The 19428-nt window shown below is 31.8% G+C and carries 21 protein-coding genes; 3 read left to right on the top strand and 18 right to left on the bottom strand.

From position 1 onward, the window contains the following. Nucleotides 1-41: 41 nt before the first annotated feature. The 6 genes from GQR95_RS11920 to nfsB form a co-directional block, all read right to left on the bottom strand. Nucleotides 42-839 carry a 5'-methylthioadenosine/adenosylhomocysteine nucleosidase gene (locus GQR95_RS11920; RefSeq protein WP_159023372.1) on the bottom strand — a complete coding sequence of 266 codons (798 nt, stop codon included), beginning with the start codon at nt 837-839 and terminating at the stop codon, nt 42-44. Then, entirely contained in the window at nt 830-2134 is a 1305-nt protein-coding gene (locus GQR95_RS11915) for an NCS2 family permease (protein WP_199269590.1), read from the bottom strand. The genes GQR95_RS11920 and GQR95_RS11915 overlap by 10 nt, the downstream gene beginning before the upstream one ends. Nucleotides 2135-2376: 242 nt before the next feature. Beyond that, nucleotides 2377-2976 carry a DUF6642 family protein gene (locus tag GQR95_RS11910; RefSeq protein ID WP_159023371.1) on the bottom strand — a complete coding sequence of 200 codons (600 nt, stop codon included), beginning with the start codon at nt 2974-2976 and terminating at the stop codon, nt 2377-2379. A gap of 153 nt (nt 2977-3129) precedes the next feature. Next, nucleotides 3130-3693: a dual specificity protein phosphatase family protein gene (locus GQR95_RS11905; RefSeq protein ID WP_159023370.1), complete on the bottom strand. Its 564-nt coding sequence runs from the start codon at nt 3691-3693 to the stop codon at nt 3130-3132. A gap of 107 nt (nt 3694-3800) precedes the next feature. Next, entirely contained in the window at nt 3801-4229 is a 429-nt protein-coding gene (locus tag GQR95_RS11900; RefSeq protein ID WP_159023369.1) for an organic hydroperoxide resistance protein, read from the bottom strand. 144 nt (nt 4230-4373) lie between these two features. Then, a complete protein-coding gene (nfsB, locus tag GQR95_RS11895) occupies nt 4374-5033 on the bottom strand; it encodes an oxygen-insensitive NAD(P)H nitroreductase (RefSeq protein ID WP_159023368.1) in 660 nt (219 codons plus the stop codon). A gap of 209 nt (nt 5034-5242) precedes the next feature. Between nfsB and GQR95_RS11890 the strand changes: the two genes are divergently transcribed. Further along, complete coding sequence (locus GQR95_RS11890; RefSeq protein WP_159023367.1) at nt 5243-5587, top strand: helix-turn-helix domain-containing protein; 345 nt, start codon at nt 5243-5245, stop codon at nt 5585-5587. A gap of 153 nt (nt 5588-5740) precedes the next feature. Here GQR95_RS11890 and GQR95_RS11885 read toward each other — a convergent pair whose 3' ends face one another. The 8 genes from GQR95_RS11885 to GQR95_RS11850 all read right to left on the bottom strand — a co-directional run bounded on the left by GQR95_RS11885 (nt 5741) and on the right by GQR95_RS11850 (nt 12752). Beyond that, on the bottom strand, nt 5741-7156 hold the full coding sequence (locus tag GQR95_RS11885) for an alkaline phosphatase (RefSeq protein WP_159023366.1): 1416 nt from the start codon (nt 7154-7156) through the stop codon (nt 5741-5743). Between the two features lie 16 nt (nt 7157-7172). Then, complete coding sequence (locus tag GQR95_RS11880; RefSeq protein ID WP_159023365.1) at nt 7173-7610, bottom strand: hypothetical protein; 438 nt, start codon at nt 7608-7610, stop codon at nt 7173-7175. Beyond that, nucleotides 7600-8823, bottom strand: coding sequence for an ABC transporter permease (locus tag GQR95_RS11875; RefSeq protein ID WP_159023364.1), 1224 nt, complete (start codon nt 8821-8823; stop codon nt 7600-7602). Before GQR95_RS11875 ends, GQR95_RS11880 begins: the two co-directional genes overlap by 11 nt. Beyond that, a complete protein-coding gene (locus GQR95_RS11870) occupies nt 8820-9449 on the bottom strand; it encodes an ABC transporter ATP-binding protein (protein ID WP_159023363.1) in 630 nt (209 codons plus the stop codon). The genes GQR95_RS11875 and GQR95_RS11870 overlap by 4 nt, the downstream gene beginning before the upstream one ends. Nucleotides 9450-9466: 17 nt before the next feature. Beyond that, nucleotides 9467-10666, bottom strand: a complete 1200-nt coding sequence (locus tag GQR95_RS11865; protein ID WP_159023362.1) for a GTP-binding protein — start codon at nt 10664-10666, stop codon at nt 9467-9469. A gap of 43 nt (nt 10667-10709) precedes the next feature. Continuing rightward, nucleotides 10710-11615 (bottom strand): GTP-binding protein, encoded by a 906-nt coding sequence (locus tag GQR95_RS11860; RefSeq protein ID WP_159023361.1) that lies wholly within the window; start codon nt 11613-11615, stop codon nt 10710-10712. Between the two features lie 77 nt (nt 11616-11692). Continuing rightward, entirely contained in the window at nt 11693-12358 is a 666-nt protein-coding gene (folE, locus tag GQR95_RS11855; protein ID WP_159023360.1) for a GTP cyclohydrolase I FolE, read from the bottom strand. Next, entirely contained in the window at nt 12348-12752 is a 405-nt protein-coding gene (locus GQR95_RS11850; RefSeq protein ID WP_159023359.1) for a MerC domain-containing protein, read from the bottom strand. Before GQR95_RS11850 ends, folE begins: the two co-directional genes overlap by 11 nt. A gap of 75 nt (nt 12753-12827) precedes the next feature. Between GQR95_RS11850 and GQR95_RS11845 the strand changes: the two genes are divergently transcribed. Both GQR95_RS11845 and GQR95_RS11840 read left to right on the top strand, forming a co-directional pair. Then, entirely contained in the window at nt 12828-13214 is a 387-nt protein-coding gene (locus tag GQR95_RS11845; RefSeq protein ID WP_159023358.1) for a Fur family transcriptional regulator, read from the top strand. Between the two features lie 76 nt (nt 13215-13290). Further along, nucleotides 13291-13887, top strand: a complete 597-nt coding sequence (locus GQR95_RS11840) for a hypothetical protein (protein WP_159023357.1) — start codon at nt 13291-13293, stop codon at nt 13885-13887. Between the two features lie 114 nt (nt 13888-14001). On the opposite strand, the gene GQR95_RS11835 is transcribed toward GQR95_RS11840, so the two are convergent. From GQR95_RS11835 to GQR95_RS11820, 4 genes are all read right to left on the bottom strand, one after another. Continuing rightward, complete coding sequence (locus GQR95_RS11835) at nt 14002-14838, bottom strand: 5'-nucleotidase, lipoprotein e(P4) family (protein WP_159023356.1); 837 nt, start codon at nt 14836-14838, stop codon at nt 14002-14004. A gap of 210 nt (nt 14839-15048) precedes the next feature. After that, a complete protein-coding gene (gene ggt, locus GQR95_RS11830) occupies nt 15049-16740 on the bottom strand; it encodes a gamma-glutamyltransferase (protein ID WP_159023355.1) in 1692 nt (563 codons plus the stop codon). A 24-nt stretch (nt 16741-16764) separates the two neighbouring features. After that, nucleotides 16765-18042, bottom strand: a complete 1278-nt coding sequence (locus GQR95_RS11825) for a M14 family metallopeptidase (protein ID WP_159023354.1) — start codon at nt 18040-18042, stop codon at nt 16765-16767. A 57-nt stretch (nt 18043-18099) separates the two neighbouring features. Beyond that, on the bottom strand, nt 18100-19419 hold the full coding sequence (locus GQR95_RS11820; RefSeq protein WP_159023353.1) for an amidohydrolase family protein: 1320 nt from the start codon (nt 19417-19419) through the stop codon (nt 18100-18102). Nucleotides 19420-19428: the final 9 nt, after the last annotated feature.

Here is a 19428-nt window from a genome sequence, read left to right as displayed (position 1 = left end):
AGCTTTTTTTTAGCAATAATCTATATCAAAATTTATATAATTTAGTTGGATTCTTCTAGTATTTGCAATACCATTTGCGCAGAATTAATAGAAGCTACACTAAGAAATTTCGGGTAATCTGTATGCGCTTTGGTATTAGCATTATCACTACAACAACGTATAATTATAAATGGCAAATGAAGCATATTACATACTTGAGCAACTGCAGCTCCTTCCATTTCGGTTGCAAGCGCATTGAATTCTAAAAATAGTTCTTTAGCTTTTTTAGAGTCACTAACAAAGGTATCTCCTGTTGCAATTGTACCTATTAATATCTGTGGCACTTTACCATTTAATGGTTTTAACGTCATATTTTTAGATACTTTTTCACAATCTTCTAAGAGTATTGTATCTGCACTAAAATATAAAGGATTTTTTTTATTGTCTAGAGCCAAATTTCTTGTTGGCCATGTTTCAAATTTACCTTCTTGAAGTTTTCCGAAATCATATTGAATTATTTTATCGGAAATCACGATATCGCCTGGAGAAATATTTGGTGCTAAACCACCAGCAACTCCCGTAAAAATAAGTTTACTTAATTTAAAATTAGACGTTAAAATTGCAGTACTATATGCCGCATTAACTTTACCAATACCTGCCTTTAATAAGACTATTTCTTTGCCTCTTAATTCTCCTGTAAAGAAGGTAACGCCATTCTTTTTTATTTCTTTTTTATTTTTTAATTCTTGTGTTAAATATTCTATTTCCTCGTCCATAGCCCCCATAATAGCTATGCGTTGTGCCTGTAATGTACAGATAATAAAAAATGTAATACAGAATAGTATTCTATTTAAAGCCATAAAAAAATAAGGGATAAAAGGTTTATAATTATAAGGGTAAGGTTTAAATCTTCTTTTTTTCCAGAAAAGAATTTTAATAGGGTATAACTCAAAAAACCAAATATAATTCCAGTTGTAATACTATAGGTTAATGGTATTAAAATTATAGTTAAAAAAGCAGGTATTGCTTCGTCTGAAATATTCCAATTAATTTTAGAAATGGGTTTCATCATAAAAGAACCTACTAAAATTAAGGCTATAGAGCTTGCAATACTAGGAACTATAGAAAGTAATGGAGATAAAAATAGAAACGGTAAAAACAAAATTCCTGCTGTAATGGCTGTGAGACCCGTTTTTCCTCCTTCACGTATACCAACTGCAGATTCTATATATGCTGTTCCAGAACTGGTACCAACAAGTCCAGAAAAAATAGTTGTAATAGCATCAACAAAAAGAGACTGTTTTAAATTTTTAGGGTTTCCATCTTCGTCTTTATATCCAGACGCTTCGGCTAGACCGACAAAGGTTGAAAGACTATCAAATAAATCTGTGAATGCAAAAACAAAAATTATAGGTAAGGCAGCATATTGAATAGAACCTAATATATCTGCTTTTAAAAACATACTAAAATCTGGTAATGCAAAAAAACCATTATAATTAACAATTGTATTTATTCCATAATTAACAGCAGAAGCATCTCCCCACCATCTTCCTATTGGGTAAGAAAGTATAGTAGTAAGTACAATACCATATACTATCGCTCCTTTTACTTTTTTAGAAATTAATACCGCAGTAAATCCTAAACCAAATAAGAAAGTTAAAGACATAGGGTCTTTTAGTGAAGCCATACCAACTAAAGTCGCTGGATTCTTAATAATAAAGCCCGCATTTTGGAAACCTATAAAACATATAAAAATTCCTATTCCTGCAGCAATTGCATATCGTAAAGTGTTTGGAATAGAGTTGATTATTTTATCTCTTACTTTTAAAATACTTAGTATTAAAAATAATATACCAGACCAAAAAACAGCACCTAAAGCGACCTCATAACTAATCCCTAGCCCCAGAACCGCAGTATAAGTAAAAAATGCATTAAGCCCCATACCTGGCGCTATAACAATAGGGTTTTTCGCATAAATCCCCATCATAATACTTCCAAAAGCACACACTAACACTGTAGATGTAACTACTGCAGAAAAAGGCATTCCAGTTTTAGATAAAATAGCTGGGTTTACAATAACAATATAAAATGTAGCAAGAAAAGAGCTTAGACCTGCAAGAATTTCTCTTCGTAGATATTTTATTTTTATTTCCAATTCAATCTTTTAATTTAAAGGTAAGTTATCAATATTATCTGATTTTTAGATATAATCTATACGTATTTGTGAAATTGAAAACTTGATGGTTTCTTATTATGAATACCTTATTAATAACCTACTTAAATTACTATATTTAAATTGTGTTTATTGTTTTAAGATGATAAATGTGTAAATTATAAACTTGTAATTATCGACCTAAATAATTAAGTTTTTAACAACAATTAATACATAATATAGAGTTAATAATACAATCTAAAATCGAGTGATTTGCAGACTGCGTAATGTCTTTGGTGTAATTCTTCTACAACTTCAAACATATTATCATCTTCTTTAAATAAGTTGAAGAATGCTTTATCTAGGTTAGAACTATTTATGCCATTGTAGGTGTTACCATAGCCAGAAACTGCTTTTGCGCCTGTAATATCTAAAAAATATTGAGATTCTTCTTCGTCTAAATCTAGAATTTTTGCATTCGAAAAATGTAAAATCTTTCCGATTAATTTACCTTCAAAAAGTTCTGCAATTTCCTGCAAACTATAGTAATAATCATTTAAACAAATGTTATTCGCTTCACCAGGAATAACCAAATAAATTATTTCGTAGTCTTTAAAATTATGATCGTCTAAAATAAGTGTATTTAAACTGTCTTCAAATCCCTCAATAGTGTCGCATGTTTTATGAATACTTGCTATTTCATAGGTCAAGGCCAAGTGCTCTAAGCTTTCTTGTGCTTCGGTAACGTGATCTATCTCTGTGTCTTGAACCGCTTCTAAACAATAAATAAAATACTCTGTATCTATAGCGTGTTCTTGGGGTAATTGCTGTCTCTTTTCTAACAAATTTCTGAATTTATGCAACGTATTTGAAACACAAAATTAAAACAACACTTCTGATATTTTTAGCTTTTTAATATGAAATTATATTTTATTCTGAGTTTGCTTCCCTCCTATAGCCATCATAAATTAACTCGCTGTGAGGTCTGTTTTAAAATTTTACTGCGCTAACTTTTCTTTGAGTAATTCCAGATCTAAAGATTTTAACAAAGGTATTAAATTAGGATACATCTTTTTGTGATAACCAAACCGCTTATCTGTAAATTCGGCAATGGCTTGTGCTTTGCTCCAGTTTTCAAAAACCATTCTAGATGCAGCAATAATTGCTCCGGTTCTGTCCGATCCATGCCAACAATGTACAAGTACAGGTTTCTCTGCTTGCTGTATGGTTTGTAATGCATTAAAAATATCGTCGAAATTTAATTTACCCGCTTTTAATGGCAAATTACTTAGGTTTAAGTCTGTATTTTTCAGTTTCTTTTCGTCTGTTTCTCTCCTTCTAAGATTTACAATAGAAAGCATTCCTTTGTTTTCTAATTCTTTCATACCGTTTTTAGACGGTTGTTCAGATCTATATAAATTTTCATTTAATTTATATAAATTATGAAAATGAGAAGATTCTATTTGCTCAAATTCCAAGTCTTGGGCATACATAATATGAGAAAAAGCAAAGGTTATGAATGAAAAAAATATTAAATAATAAGGTTTTATTGAAGTCTGCATATATTAAAATATAGTTCGCGTTTGTAGTATTTAAACCCGAGTTATGGGTTCAAAAAAAGCTTACCAAATGGCAAGCTTTTAATATATTCTAAAAGGTAGAACGAAAATTATTCGTCTAATAATAAGTTTAAAGTCACTGTAATATTATCGCGAGTGGCTTTACTAAACGGACACATTTCGTGTGCTTTTTCTATCAAGTCTTCTCCCGTTTTTAAATCTACTCCAGGAATGTAAGAATCTAAAGTTGCTTCAAGTAAAAATCCTTTTTTACCTTGACAAAATCCAATAATAGCCGTTACACTTATAGCATCTTCATCTATTTTAATACCTTCATTTTTAGCTACATCCTGAATTGCACCACCAAAACATGCAGCATAAGCAGCTCCAAATAATTGTTCTGGGTTAGCACCTTCACCACCATCACCTCCCATAGATTTAGGAACTGATAATTTAAAATCTATTGGGCTATCTTCCGATTTTACAGATCCTTTTCTTCCTCCTGTTGCAACCGTAGTTGCTTCATATAATGTTTTCATTGTTTACGTTTTATAATTAAAAGACTAAATATAACACCATATTCATTTTTAACTTAGAGAAATATCATAAAATTCTATTAAAATAATTTGTAAAAATCATGTGCACTTATATAGAAAGTGCCTCATAATTATTTGTTACAAATCTTATAGCACAGTAATTATTTCATTCTCTGCTAATCTAGATTTTGGAGTTTTTTCTGTAGAGTTGAAATCAGATGCAGCTCTATAGCCTATTGAAACAGCAACTAAAGCAGTATAACCTTTTTCTCTTAATCCGAATTCTTCGTCTAAAGCTTTTACATCTATCCCTTCCATTGGAGTCGCATCAATTCCTAAACTTGCAACTCCCAATAAAAAGTTTCCAATGTTTAAATACACTTGTTTTTCCATCCAATGCTGAAGGTCTTTTAAATCGTATTTATGAATTCCTGCAAAAGCTTTCACTGCACCTAAAAAACCGTTTTTTATATCTTCATTCGGAAATCTTCCATCTTTATCTTCTGTATCAGCAATATGTTTATAGTAGTCATTATCTGTTTCTACTTTTGAACAAAACAAGACAACAGCAGAAGCATTGGTTACTTTAGGTTCATTAAATTGAAAAAAGCCTTGTGTTCCTTTAGCCATACGTGCTTTACCTTCTGTCGTATCAGCAATAATAAAATGCCAAGGTTGAAGGTTAACACTTGAAGGACTCATTCTTAATAAATTTTTAACTTGACCCATATCTGCATCAGATATTTTCTTGGTTGTGTCAAATTCTTTAGTTGTATACCTCCAGTTTAGTGTGTCTTGTAAATTCATTTTATATGTTTTAAATTATACTATCATTTTTGTAGTGACAAAAGTATATATAGTATTTAAACCTCGCAATAACGGTCAAAAAGGATAGTATAAAACAAATTAAATAATAAACTGATATTCAGTAATTTAAAATAACATTTTTTTACTATAAAAAATATAGTTGTATACTTTTATATAGTGTTATATCTTTGCATTAGAAAAGACAAGTTATGTATATATTTAAAGGAAAAGAGTATCCGTGTTGTGCAAGTTTAACGATGGGTGTTATAGGTGGAAAATGGAAAACCGTGATTTTGTTTCATTTAATTGATGGTCCGCTTAGATATAATGAATTACGTAAAGAAATGCCCACAGTAACCGAACGCACATTAAGTTTACAATTAAAAACGTTAGAAGACGATGGTGTTGTTAAACGTAAAGTATACACCACTAAACCGCCTTTAAAGGTAGAATATTCGTTAACAGATTTTGGAAAAACCTTAATTCCTGTAATTCGATCTATAGCCGATTGGGGCGTATTTGTTGTAGAAAAAAATGGAATAAAAGCCGAATAATAAGGCATTGTATTTAATACAGAATTCCTTAATTACGAATACACGAAATGATATAAAATTTAGTATAACACGAACTAATAATGTAAAATATGTTAGTAGTTCGTGTTAGTCTTTTTATTCTTGGGTAATATGCTATTGTTTTAAAAGTCTAGATTAAAATGCATTTTCTACTTCAGCAGCTTCAAGCATTAAATAATGTAAATCTGTATTTTTTATAAATGGTTTTAGTAGCTGACTTCCCGGACCAAACATGGCTAATTCTACATAATCTGCAGAATGTTGCATACTAATCCAACCTACAGAATTATGTTTTTTTTGCATTTCTGCCAAAATATTAAACGGTAAATGCTTCGGGTTATAAAGTCCGTCGTTAGTTTGTATATCTTTGTAATAATCTAACATTTGTTTGCATTCGTTATCTAAAAGCGTAAAATTATTTACATAATTAACTCTTTCTTTTACTTGAGATATAGATGTTTCTTTACCAATACCATTTAAAATCCATTCATTTGTATGTTTATAGTTCTGAATAGCGTCAAAATTATCATTGGCATCAGATCCGTAAATAACGCCTGGATTTGCATTACCATGATCTGTGGTTATAATCACTAAAGTTTCTTCATCTTGTTCTGCAAAATCCATGGCGACTTGTATGGCTTCGTCATGATCTATTTGGTCGTGTATTAATCCTGCAATATCATTTCCGTGAGCAGCCCAATCTACTTTTCCAGCTTCTACTTGCAACACAAAACCTTTAGGATGATCTTTCATCACATCAATCGCTTTCTGAGTCATTTCTGCAAGCGTTGGTATATTTTGCTCTAATTCCTTACTGTTTTTTCTATCAATAGCATAAGGCAATGCACTGTCATCAAAAACACCTAATATTGGTGTATCAATTGTAGCCGAGAACATCTCTTTTTTTGTTTTCACAACCTGATATCCTTTAGATGCAAAATTTTGATACATATCTTGTTTATCTTTTCGTTTACTTGAAGAAAAGTATTCGTTCCCTCCACCCATCATCACATCAAATTTATGCTCTAAATACATTTCTGCAATGTTTTCTTGGGCGTTTCTGGATTTAGAATTCACACAAAAACCTGCAGGAGTAGCATGTGTAATAGGAACCGTAGTAACACAACCTGCTTTTTTACCTGCTAACTTAAATTTCTGCCAAATAGGAAGGTGTTCTTCTCCGTTTTTACTCACATTTAAACCACCATTATCAATACGAACACCTCCGCCCCAAGACGAACTTGCTGCTGCAGAATCTGTAACAATAGAACTTGCAGATGCCATATCCATAAGTGCTCTATTTACTTTATTATTTTTATATAAATCTAACCAATTTGAGCCTTTTCCTGTTTTTCTAGAGAGGTATAAATCGGCCATATTCAGCGTTCCAATACTCATTCCATCACTAACAATGATGATAATATTTTTAGCTTTTTTATTTGTGTTTGTAACATCATATTGAAGCTGATTCGCAACACTATTAAAAGGATGTAATAATGCTGTTCCTACCGTTAATAGCGATCCTTTTTTTAAAAAATTTCTTCTGTTCATCTTTATGTGGTGTTATTTAATTTACAAGCTGTCCGTTACTGTTTTTAAGAATAAAAATAAAATGTTCTACATCGTCTCTGTTCAATGTAAGTGTACCAGTAAGCGATACAATAGCATCTGTTTTAAAATGAGGTGGGTTTTTAAATTGTACTTCAATTACCGTATTTGGATCGCCTTGACCACAAAAAAAGCATGAAGACATTGGTGTTTTAGATAAGATATATAAGTTTTCTTCTGGTGCAATATTTAAAAAATAACCAGTAATTGTTATTTGTTTTCCTGCTAAAACCTTAACGGAAGATAAAAATGTAGGATACATATAATATTCGTCATAATCGGGAAAGTATTTATCTGTAAAATTGACTTTTGATAAATCGTTCCAAGTTATTTTTTGCTGACTTAAACATAAGCCACTAAACAAGAGTATAATTATAAGTGAAATTTTATTTTTCATGACTTAAAATTGTTGAAATATTCATTTTTATTATAGGATAAATGGCCAGTAAAGCTGATGCTACAACCATTAAGAGTACGAGTGCGCCTAAGTGTAATACGTCCTCCATAAAGGGCAATTCTTCAAGTATGTTTTGTTGGTAATTAGAGCTTATAAAATGAAGCGCTATAGTTAATCCCATTTTAACGAATATATAGCCCAATAAAAATGCTAAAAAAACGATTATTAATCCCTCATACAAGACCATTCTTATTAATTGAAAATTGCTAGCGCCATAAGTACGCAAAATGGCCAAATCGAAAGCACGTTCTTTTACCATTTTATACAGACTTATAAAAATGGTTAAGCAAGACATTACAAGAATTAAATAGGCAATCCAAGAAATGGTTTTAAATCCAATACTTGTATACTCATAGAGTTTATGAAGTTCATACTTAGGCAATGCGGCTTGCATGTTAGTGCTTATATTAATTTTTCTAGGAAAAGTTAACAGCGATCTCGGACTTTTAAAAGTAATTAATAAAGATGTAATTTCTTTCTCTCCATTATCGGTTTCGTGATGATGGTGTTCCGAGTGATGTTCTGCTGTTTCATCTTCATGATGGTGCACATCCCAAACACTTTCTAAATTAGTAACGATTAAACGATCTATAACTTTTTGAGTAGGTTTTAATACACCAACCACAGTTAATACATCATCATGCACATCCATTATATTTTCTACTAAACCGTGAGAACTTAAAAAGGTGTCTCCTACTTTTATGTTCAGTTTTTTTGCTACAGTTGCACCTAAAACAACCTCCATAGCCGCTTTAACTGGACGTCCTGTTTCTAATTCGGCGTTATAAATAGTTAGAAAATCTGGTGTTGTACCTACAATTCTATAGCCTTTATAATTATCGCCATAAGAAATAGGTACGGCTAGCTTAATTCTTGGGTTTTTAGCTATTTTATTAGCTTCTGCGTAAGAAATATTTCCTGTTGGATTGTCTAAATGTAATACCGATGCTAAAACCAATTGTAGCGGACTCCCTTTAGCACCAATAACTAAATCTATTTTACCTAAATTAGTTTCTATCTGGTTTTTAAACCCATTTTTTAACTGCTGAATTCCTAAAAGCAGCGTAATACTAAGTGCTAAAATACAAACGCTTAAAAAGGTATATAAGGGTTTTGTCTTAATGTTTTGTATGCTAATTTTCCAAATATTCATAATGTGATGGTGTTTTGGAAATAAGATTTTATTCTATGATCGTGTGTAATTACAATTAAATTAGCCTGAGTTTGTGCGGCTTGTTCTATTAATAATTCTATAACTTTTTTACAGTTTGTATCGTCTAAACTAGAGGTTGGCTCATCGGCTAAAATAACTTGTGGTTCGTGTATTACAGCCAAAGCAATACCTAAACGTTGCAATTGGCCTTCGCTAAGCGCATTTACTTTACTTGTTTTAAAGTCTAATAAATCTAGTTGTGACAATACCGTTTCAATCTTATTAAGATGTTTTGATTTTTCACTAAAAAATAAATGGGCTTCTAAATTTTCTAACACATTTAAAGATGTTATGGCATGTTTTTTCTGAAATACAAGTCCTATGTTTTGTCCTCTAAATAGATCTAATTTATTAGCTTTTAAAGTCGTAATATCTACGTTATTTATAACAACTTTACCTGTATTAGGTTTCAAAATACCAGCTAAAAGATGTAAAAAAGTGGTTTTACCAATACCTGACTCTCCCAAGATTAGTAAGTGTTCTTGCTTACTTAAAGTGATATCTGGAAAACGAAAAACGCGATCTGTTTTTTTATATTGAAATGTAAGATGATCTGTTTGTATCATTCTGAAAATTATATCTGTTACTTTGCTATTGGCCATTGATCGTCTTGAGGAAATGCATTATTTTTCCATAATGTAACTTCTTCATCTGTAAGTAAACACCATTTAAGTTGATGCATGATATCTTGTTTATTTAAATACTGACCAATAAACACCAATTCGATTTTTCGATCGCCATATAACACATCCCAGTCAGTTTCAATCTCTGTTTTATTGTCATTAAAAGCAGCATAATCCATGCGTTCTGAAAAAGGCATAGATGCCCACCAAACTCCGGCAGAATCTGCTTTACAAGATCCTCCAGCAGAACTCCACAACAACGCTTGATGTGATCTTGAGGCTAACCAAAACAAACCTTTACTTCTTATGATGTTTTGAGGAAAATGGGTGTTTAAATAATTTAAGAAACGTTCCGGATGAAATGGTTTCCGACTTCTAAACACAAGTGAACTAATACCATATTCTTCGGTTTCTGGCGTGTGTTCATTTTCAAGTTCTTTTAACCAGCCTGCTGAAGCTTCTGCTTTTTCATAATTAAATAAACCGGTATTAATTACAGCATCTAATGCAATGTTGGACTGCTTAGTTATATGAATTTTAGCTTCTGGATTTAATTTATGAATGATGCTTTGCAGTTCTTTTAACTTATCGGGACTTACTAAATCTGTTTTATTAATGATAATGACATTAGCAAACTCAATCTGATCGGTTAACAGGTTTACAATAGTTCTATCGTCGCCTTCAATATCTGTAAGCGCTCTAGTTTCTAAATAATCTGCACTAGAAAAATCGTTTAAAAAATTAAACGCATCTACAACAGTTACCATCGTGTCTATATAGCTAAACTTACTTAAATCTATGTTTCCGTCTTCACTTTCAAAAGAAAAGGTTTGAGCCACAGGAATAGGTTCACTTATGCCTGTGCTTTCTATAAGTAAATAATCAAATTTGTTTTGTGCAGCTAGTTTTTCAACTTCTATCATTAAGTCTTCCCGAAGTGTGCAACAAATACAACCGTTAGACATTTCTACAAGTGACTCTTCGGTTCTAGAAAGCGTGTTTTCATTTTCAATACATTGAGCATCAATATTTACTTCGCTCATATCATTAACAATTACAGCTACTTTTAGTCCGGCTTTATTATGCAGTATATGATTTAATAATGTAGTTTTTCCAGCACCAAGAAAACCACTTAAAACGGTAACGGGTAATTTTTTCATGTATATACTAATTTTGAGCCTTTATGGTTTAAATGAATATTAACTATTTTATAAAATTGAGACTAGATTCTATAGCTTCTTTTAAAACATAAGGCGCGCTCCCCGGACCAATAGTTAACAATTTTGATCCGGATATAGGAACGCCATTAAAAGGTCTAACAAAGACATCTCCACTAGGTGTACTTTCAAAATATGTATAGCCATCATCCGTACCAATTTTGGTACAGCCTTTTACACGAAGAATACTTTTTGGAAGTGCTTTACAGATATTATAAATACAACTTTCGTCCGGTAAAACAGGCAAGTCTACAGAGCAAGAAGACCAATGCGCTTTGCTGTGATCTAGTTTTTTAGCTTTGTATTTAGACGGATTAAGTTCTGGAAGTTTTTCAATGTCAATACCATTTATAGTGGTAATTTTTGCAAAAGGATTTAATGCTTCCAATTCACTTATAACCTGTTTTTGTCTATTTTCTGTGGTATTTTCTAAATGTGTAAGCACAATTAGAGATGATACTTGTACTTGATTTATTTCGAGGTCATTATGTTGTGCTCGTTTTTGCCATTGTTTAACATCTACAACAGATATTTGTATAGGTGGTAAAAACCGTGCTTCTAATCCTACTCCAAGAAACTCCATAAGTGCACAAGCGTCTGATGTACCATTGGCTTCTATTAAAGTTATACCATTGGGACGTTCTGGAATACGGTTTACGTAATTTCTAAGTTGGTCTATACCACTACAACAAATACAGCTTCCTGTAAGTGCTCTTACCCATTTAGGATCGAGGTTCTCTGTAAATTGTACAGCGTCTAAATTAGCATTTTCATAATCGTTTAAAACAATAAAAGGTTGCCATTTATGTGCAATAACATTACTTACTATATGTTTTAATAATGTTGTTTTTCCAGCACCTAGAAAACCAACAATGGTAATAATTGCTTCCATGAGTTTTTATAAATAGTTGTTATATAACAGTATTTATCACGTTGTTTTTTATTATTTCACAGTTATTTTAATAACTATTATAATGTTTCTTGGGCTACAATATTTAAGAATTCTTGTCGAGTCGCAGGATCTGTAAAACGACCACCATATTCTAATGTCGTAGTATAACTACTTTGATCTTTTATACCTCTAGACGACACACAAAGGTGTTTTGCTGTAACAGAAACAATAACATCTTGGGTTCCCAAAGCGTCTTGTAAATCATTCAAAATCTGAAGTACTAAACGTTCTTGAACCTGCGGACGACGTGCATAATAATCTACCAAACGATTTATTTTAGAGAGTCCGATAACCTTGTCTGTAGGAATGTATCCAACATGTGCATAACCAATAATAGGTAAAAAATGATGCTCGCAAGCCGAATCTATTGTAATATGCTGTTCGACCAACATTTTTTTATAACCATACTTATTATCGAAAGTGGATAGTTTGGGTTTATTTTTTGGATCTAATCCATAAAATAATTCCTTTACATACATTTTAGCTACGCGGTATGGTGTACCAGATAAACTATCATCTGTTAAATCTAATCCCAATTCTTCCATAATCATTTTAAAATGATGTTGGATGTTCTCAATCTTTTCGGCATCTGTTTTTTCAAAGGCATCTGCTCGTAAAGGTGTGTTTACACTAGTCGATATATGATTATCTCCTGTAATTGTAATCTGTTCTTTATCTTTCATTTGTGCAACATGTATCTGTATTACATTGGCAATATTTTCTATTGTATAAATGCAATGTGATTAATGCAATTGCAGGTATATAAATAACATATTCTGGTATTGGAAACCAAGTCATTTTTTCGTTTACAATAATGAAAAACAATACGCCCCAACTTGCCCATAAAGCAGGTTTAATCCAATCACTATTTGTGGTTTGTGTTGAACGGTAAATGGCAAAAAAGGAAATAACTAGAAAAAATGTATCTATAAATCCCCACCACGTTGGTGTATCGTTGCAAGAAGCTACTGAGCAACTTTGAACGATGAATAGAAATGGCGTAGCCACGCAATGAATTAAGCAAAGTGTACTTGCAAGTGCACCTAACTCGTCTGGTTTTTGTTTTGTGAATATCATAAATACTAATGCAACTGAGTTGCAAACATAAATAAAAAACTTGTTACTACAACCAAGTTGCATTATATTTGTTTCATGGGAGTGATAAGAAAAACGAAATCTGTAGAAGCTTTACTTAATGAGTTTAATACAAGTGATGAAGCGATTTCGGCAAAGCAATTAATTGAACAATTAGATTCTAAGTTTAATAAAACAACAATTTATAGAGTGTTAGATAAACTGGAAGAAGATGGTGTATTGCATTCATTTCTAGGTAAAGAAGGCCTTAAATGGTATGCTAAATGTAATGGATGTTCGTCTACAAAACACAAAGATGTACATCCTCATTTTCAATGTTTAAAATGTGGCCGAGTAGATTGTTTACCTATTAGTATGGCTATTCCTAATATACCAAATAGAAAAGTAACAGTTTCTCAAGTATTAATACAGGGAATTTGTGAAAAATGTTGTGAGGATAAATAATACTTTTTAAATAAAAAGTCTTCAAGTAGATTGTAATTAATTCTTATTTTTATAAAAAAAATTCTAAAAAAACCACATGCAAGACATTAAATTCCCAGTTACTTTCGAGTTTAAAATATCTACTTTAGCTAATGATTTTACAGCTAAAGACAGTAGCGGAAAGCCTATTGCTTATGTACGTCAAAAAATGTTTAAGCTTAAAGAAGATATAAGCATATTTAATGATGACTCTAAAAGTAAATTAAACTATAAAATTAAGGCCGATAAATGGTTAGACTTCTCTACTGCTTATTCTTTTTATGATGATAAAGATAATGAATTTGGTAAAGTTGTAAGAAAAGGATGGAAATCTTTATGGAATGCTCATTATGAAATTATTGATCAGCACCAAAAACAACAATATATTATCAATGAGAAAAACCCTTTGATTAAAGTTTTAGACTCTTTAATAGGTGAAGTTCCTGTTTTAAGTTTCTTTACAGGATACCTTTTTAATCCCACTTACCTTGTAAAAAACACAAGTGGTAAAACTATTGTTGAACTAAAAAAATTAAAATCTTTCTTTGGAAAAAACTTTGAAGTTTCTAAAGTAGGAGAACTTGACAGTGATGATGATGATAGAGTTATGCTAGCTTTAATGATGTTTGTATTGCTAGAACGAAGAAGAGGATAATATTTTCTTATTATATATAAAAAAGAGATAAATAAATCATTAAGATTTGTTTATCTCTTTTTTATGTTTCTAGTAAATGCTACGGCTAAATAATAGATCCTGAACGGCTAAAAATTAATACGTTTTTAATTTAGCTTTTCTTAAAGAGTCTTTTTCTTTTTCTGAAATACCATAAGGGTTTTCGTTATACAAACCATATTCCCAAGCACCATACATAGGATTTGGTAACACAATATACGATGTCCCAAATTTAACTTTTAAACTATCTGTAATTTTATGTCGTTCTGAAGTTGTTTTATGATCAAAAACACTACTAAAATCACCAAGATTATCTCCGATATACATCACGACATCATGTGTTTCTAATACACTATTTCTACGTTCATCCTTATTAGAAGTCGTTGTTTGAAGTAATACATGTTGCGCATCTGCAAAAGGTAATCCTTGTTTTTTTAAATTAGAAATGGTTGCGTCTTTCTGATTATCTTTACGATTAGAAATATAAAAAACTGTTATATTTTTACTAGCCGCATAGTTGAAAAAATCGACTGCTCCAGCTAAAGGTTCTGCAGATTCTAACGCTCCCCATTCGTCCCAACTTTCATAATCAAATCCTTTATTCGTTTCAATAGACTTTCCTGAATACGGACTATTATCAAGTACTGTTTCATCTATATCTGTAATTATAGCTAATGGTTTATTGCTCTTATTATTTAAAAGAGATTGATCTAATTGTAATCGAGCAAGTTCGTAAGATTGATAACATAAAGCTTTATATTCTGAAGACATTTGTAACCATAAAACTGCTAATACGGTATTTTCTTGTGTCCCATTATACTGCTCATAATTAATTGATTCGGAGTCTTTCTTAACTGAACTACTAGATTCAGCAATTTTAGGAGAACAGCTATATAATATACATATAACTAATAGAGATAGTATGCGTTTCATAAAAATAATATTTAATTTATCAGACTTCAAAAGTCCGAAATTTAATACTGAAAATGGCTATAATTAAGCTTTTCTTAAACAATTTAAAATGCTATTGCACTAAAAAAAAATGTATTTTATTAATAGTCAATATTATATATTAATATAAAAATGTGCTTTAATTATTACATACTAAAACTCTACTATTATGTGCTTTTTAAATTTTGAATGTTAAAATCCAAAAGCACTATCATCTCCACGTTTATCGGCTCCACCTTCTAAATTCCCATCAGAAAGCACCCGAATAGCATCAACTTTACCTATTATTGGTGTTCTTTTTTCATTAATAATATAACCTTTAGTTTTTAGCCCTTCTATTAAATCACTTGAAAACCCCTCTGGTTCAAAAATAATTTGGTCTGGTAACCATTGGTGATGAAAACGCGGTGCATTAACAGCATCTTGCATACTTAAATTAAATTCGTAAACATCTAAAATAGTCTGTGCTACGGCTGTAATAATTGTAGAACCTCCAGGTGTACCTACAACCATATATAATTTACCATCTTTTTCTACAATTGTTGGCGTCATGCTACTTAACATTCGTTTTTCTGGAGCAATACTATTGGCTTCTGCTCCTATTAAACCAAACATGTTAGGAACGCCTGGTTTTGAACTAAAATCGTCCATTTCATTATTCATAAAAAAGCCTAATTCTTCAATATAAAGTTTAGAACCATACCCTCCGTTTAACGTTGTTGTTGCAGAAACAGCATTACCTTCATTATCTACAATAGAATAATGTGTAGTTTCCATACTTTCATAAATCTGGACATCACCGTGACTAACTTCTGAAGACAATGTTGCTTTATCAAAAGAGAAATTAGACATTCTGTCTTTAAGATATTTGTCGTTTAATAACATATCGTAAGGAATATCTACAAAATCGGGATCTCCTAAATAATAATTTCTATCGGCATAAGCGCGTCTTGAAGCTTCTGTAAATAACTGAACAGTTTGTGCCGAATTATGTCCAAATTTAGCAACATCGTAAGGTTCCATCATCTTAAAAATCTGGTTCATAGTTACACCTCCACTACTTGGCGGGCTCATAGATATAATTTTAAGTTCCTTATAATCAAACACAATCGGATCTCTCCACTTGGCTTCATATTTACCCATGTCTTCTTCTGTAATTAAACCACCATGTTCTTGAATAAATGCGGCTAATTTTTGAGCTACTTTTCCTTTATAGAAACCATCTTTTCCTTCAGTCATAATAATCTCTAAAGTCTTAGCGAGTTCAGGATATTTTATTGTGTCTCCTTCCTTAAATAATTGACCAAATTTTGTGCTTTCTCCATTCACTTCAATAAATCGATTTCGTGTACCTTCTAATCTTTTTGCTTGTTTTTCGGTAACCACAACACCTTTTTTAGCTAAAGCTATAATGGGTTCCATGATTTCATTTAAGGGCAATTTTCCGAATTTTTCATGCACAGCCATAACACCTGCAACCGTTCCTGGAACTCCAGATGCTGTCCCTCCAGATGTACTCATTTTTGGAATTACATTTCCCAAAGAATCTAAATACATGTCTTTATGTGCTGCCAATGGTGCTTTTTCACGGTAATCTAGAGCACCAACTTCCCCATTATTTGTTCTATATACCATAAAACCTCCGCCTCCAAGATTTCCTGCAAATGGATAAGCTACAGCCAAAGAAAGTTCTGTTGCCACCATAGCATCAAAAGCATTTCCTCCTTTTTGTATAATTTCGGCTCCAATTTTAGAGGCTTCTTCACGAGCGGAAACAACCATGGCTTTTTCTGTAACCAAACCTGTAGGAGCAACAATTGTTTCTTTTTGCTTACAGTTTGTAAAAATCAGTAAGAGTGTGAGTAGATAAAGTATTTTTCTCATAAGTATTTATTTTTGTTGTAAATGCTATTTGTTTTTAATATTCTCTAACATTAATTTCATGAGTTCGTTAGCGCCTGTAACCGCTTTTTCTTTAAGAAATTCTCGAGGTGTATTATCTCCAACTTCAAAAACTAAAGCTTCTGCACCATATTCTATGAAAAAATAATTTCTTGAAACTGTCGTTGGAACCAATTTATCATTCGGACTTATATTAGGATCGTAACCTTCTATATTTTCCTTTAGTTTATCCAACCAATCAGACACTAAATTTGGCATATTTCCTTTTAAATTAGGGTCTACGGTATAATAAATATCATCCCAAGTGGAATGAAAATCGATTCCAAAATAGAACTTTCCGTTATTTTTGGCAACCAAATCTTCCATAAAATTCTTTACTGCTCGGGTTTCTGGCTGATTAAAATTAGCCCAATCTCTGTTTAAATCTATTCCGCCCGCATTATGTCGCCAAAAGCCATTATCTACGCCATCTGGATTCATTAAAGGCACTACATAAGTTCCGAATTTCTTTCTGAATTTTTTAGCCAATTTAGAATCTGATGCAATAGTCTCGACAAAAGCTTTCATTGCCAAATACCCTGTAACCTCGGGAGGATGCTGTCTTGAAATAATCATGATCATGTTTTTAGAATCTGTATTCCCTACACTAATCATGTTTAAATCTCGTCCTTCAGTACTTTGTCCTATAGCACTTTTTATAACATATTTTCTTTGGGTTAAACTATCCATCCAGCTATTCACTAGAGGCGAATTTTGCAACTCCTGCCCTGCTACCCATAACGTATCTGGGCCAATATCTAAACGTAATTTTACTTTCAAAGGCAGCGCACTACTTCCAAATGTTTTAGTATTTTCAATATCATATGCTGTATAACGTAAAGAATCTAGCACAGACCAATTAATTCCATCTTTACTAAGTTTTGGGTAATACCTGTGTTTTATAGATTCTTGATACGTTAATATTACATCTATAGTTTGCTTTTTCTTAGACCACACTTTAAACGCATACCAAGGACTAATGTTTATAGGTGTGTTTTCTGAAGTAATTAAAGCCGTATACGTACTATCGTTATTTTGGGTAATTCCGTTTAATCTTGCGCCTTCAAATTCATTAGAAAATGTAACCTCGTTATCAGGAAATTTAAATGCGCCTTTCCATTGTTTTTGTACCGGTTTAGAATCTGTTTCAACAATACTTATAGGGCCTTGTCCCTTAAATTTTTCCTTCTGCCCGTAACCAATACAAGCACTAAACATGAAAAATAACAGTAGTGTGTTCTTCATCTTTAAATTAAAAATAGAGTCGATTTTAATTTGTTTTAAATACATACATTGAGTAAATTAATTTTTTTGACTATATTTTTCTGAGTAAATTTTAAAATTTTCTTGATGCGGGCCATCTAACGTTAGCTTTTTTCCTCTAATGAATGCCATTGTTAAGGCGTTAGATTGTACATCAAGCGCATCTCCATTAGACACAAATAAACTGGCATCTTTACCCATTGTTATGGTTCCCACCCTATCGTCTATACCAAGTATTTTGGCAGGATTTAACGTAATTGTTTTAAGAGCCTCTTCTTTATCTAAACCAAAAGCTGCAGCTGTTCCTGCGTAAAAAGGTAAATTCATGGCGTTAGATAAAGATCCTGAATGATTTAATGCCACTACAATACCATCCTTCATTAGTAAATTAGGTAGAGCATAATATGTATCGTAATCCAAATCAGAAGATCGTGGTAAATTATACGTTGGAGGAAGTATAACAGGAATGTTGTTTTCTTTTAAAAATGATTTCACTTTTAAAACCGCATTTGAAGCTTCCAAAGCAATATTTTTCACTCCAAACTTTTGAGCAAAAGAAATACCTTCAATAATTTCTTTAGGTTCGGTAGCATGAATTATTAACGTTTTATTCCCTAAATATAATCCTTCTAATGCTTCTAGTTTTAAATTGATTGGTTTTTCCTTGGTATCGCGATACGCTATAGATGCTATGAATAAGCTTTCAAGTTTATCTCTTACGTCTTTATAAGATGGATTTGGCAGCATTTGAAGCGTATTTGTTTCTTTATCTACTATTGCTTTTAAAGACGAAGGCCAATGTAAATGAATTGCAGCTTCTTTTTTAAATACCGCATCTTGCCAGTTCCAACCATCGAGTTCCATGACAGACGATGTGCCGGATATTACACCGCGAGGTCGAATAGACTCTACATACAAAATACCATTAAAACGTAATGTTGGTATGTATGTAGATCCGGCATCGTATGCATACATGGTGTTTAAATTAGGATTAAAATCGCCTTCTTCCAAAACGTCGTTAGAGTGTGGAACTGCACTTATTTCCTGAATTCCGATAGTAGAATTTAGTAGAATAAAACCAGGATACACATGCTGTCCTGAAATATCTATAATTTTATAGGTGTCTTTTTTTGTTCCTAAATCGTCTTCTTTTCCCAAATAGGTAATTTTGCCTTGATCAAAACCAACGGCTGTATTTTCTAGAACAAGACCATCTCCAGTATGCACTGTTCCTCCAGATAATAAAATGGGTTCTGTTTGAGGTTTTGCTACTTCGGGCATCCATTGTCCGAATACATGATTTGAAAATGAAGCGGACATTATTAACAGCAATAGGATATATAATTTATTAGCTTTCATAATTTTTAA

This window comes from Formosa sp. L2A11 (genome assembly GCF_009796865.1).
Lineage (GTDB): Bacteria > Bacteroidota > Bacteroidia > Flavobacteriales > Flavobacteriaceae > Formosa.
The sequence above is the reverse complement of the archived record's forward strand: the minus strand, read 5'-3'. Positions and strand labels throughout refer to the sequence as shown.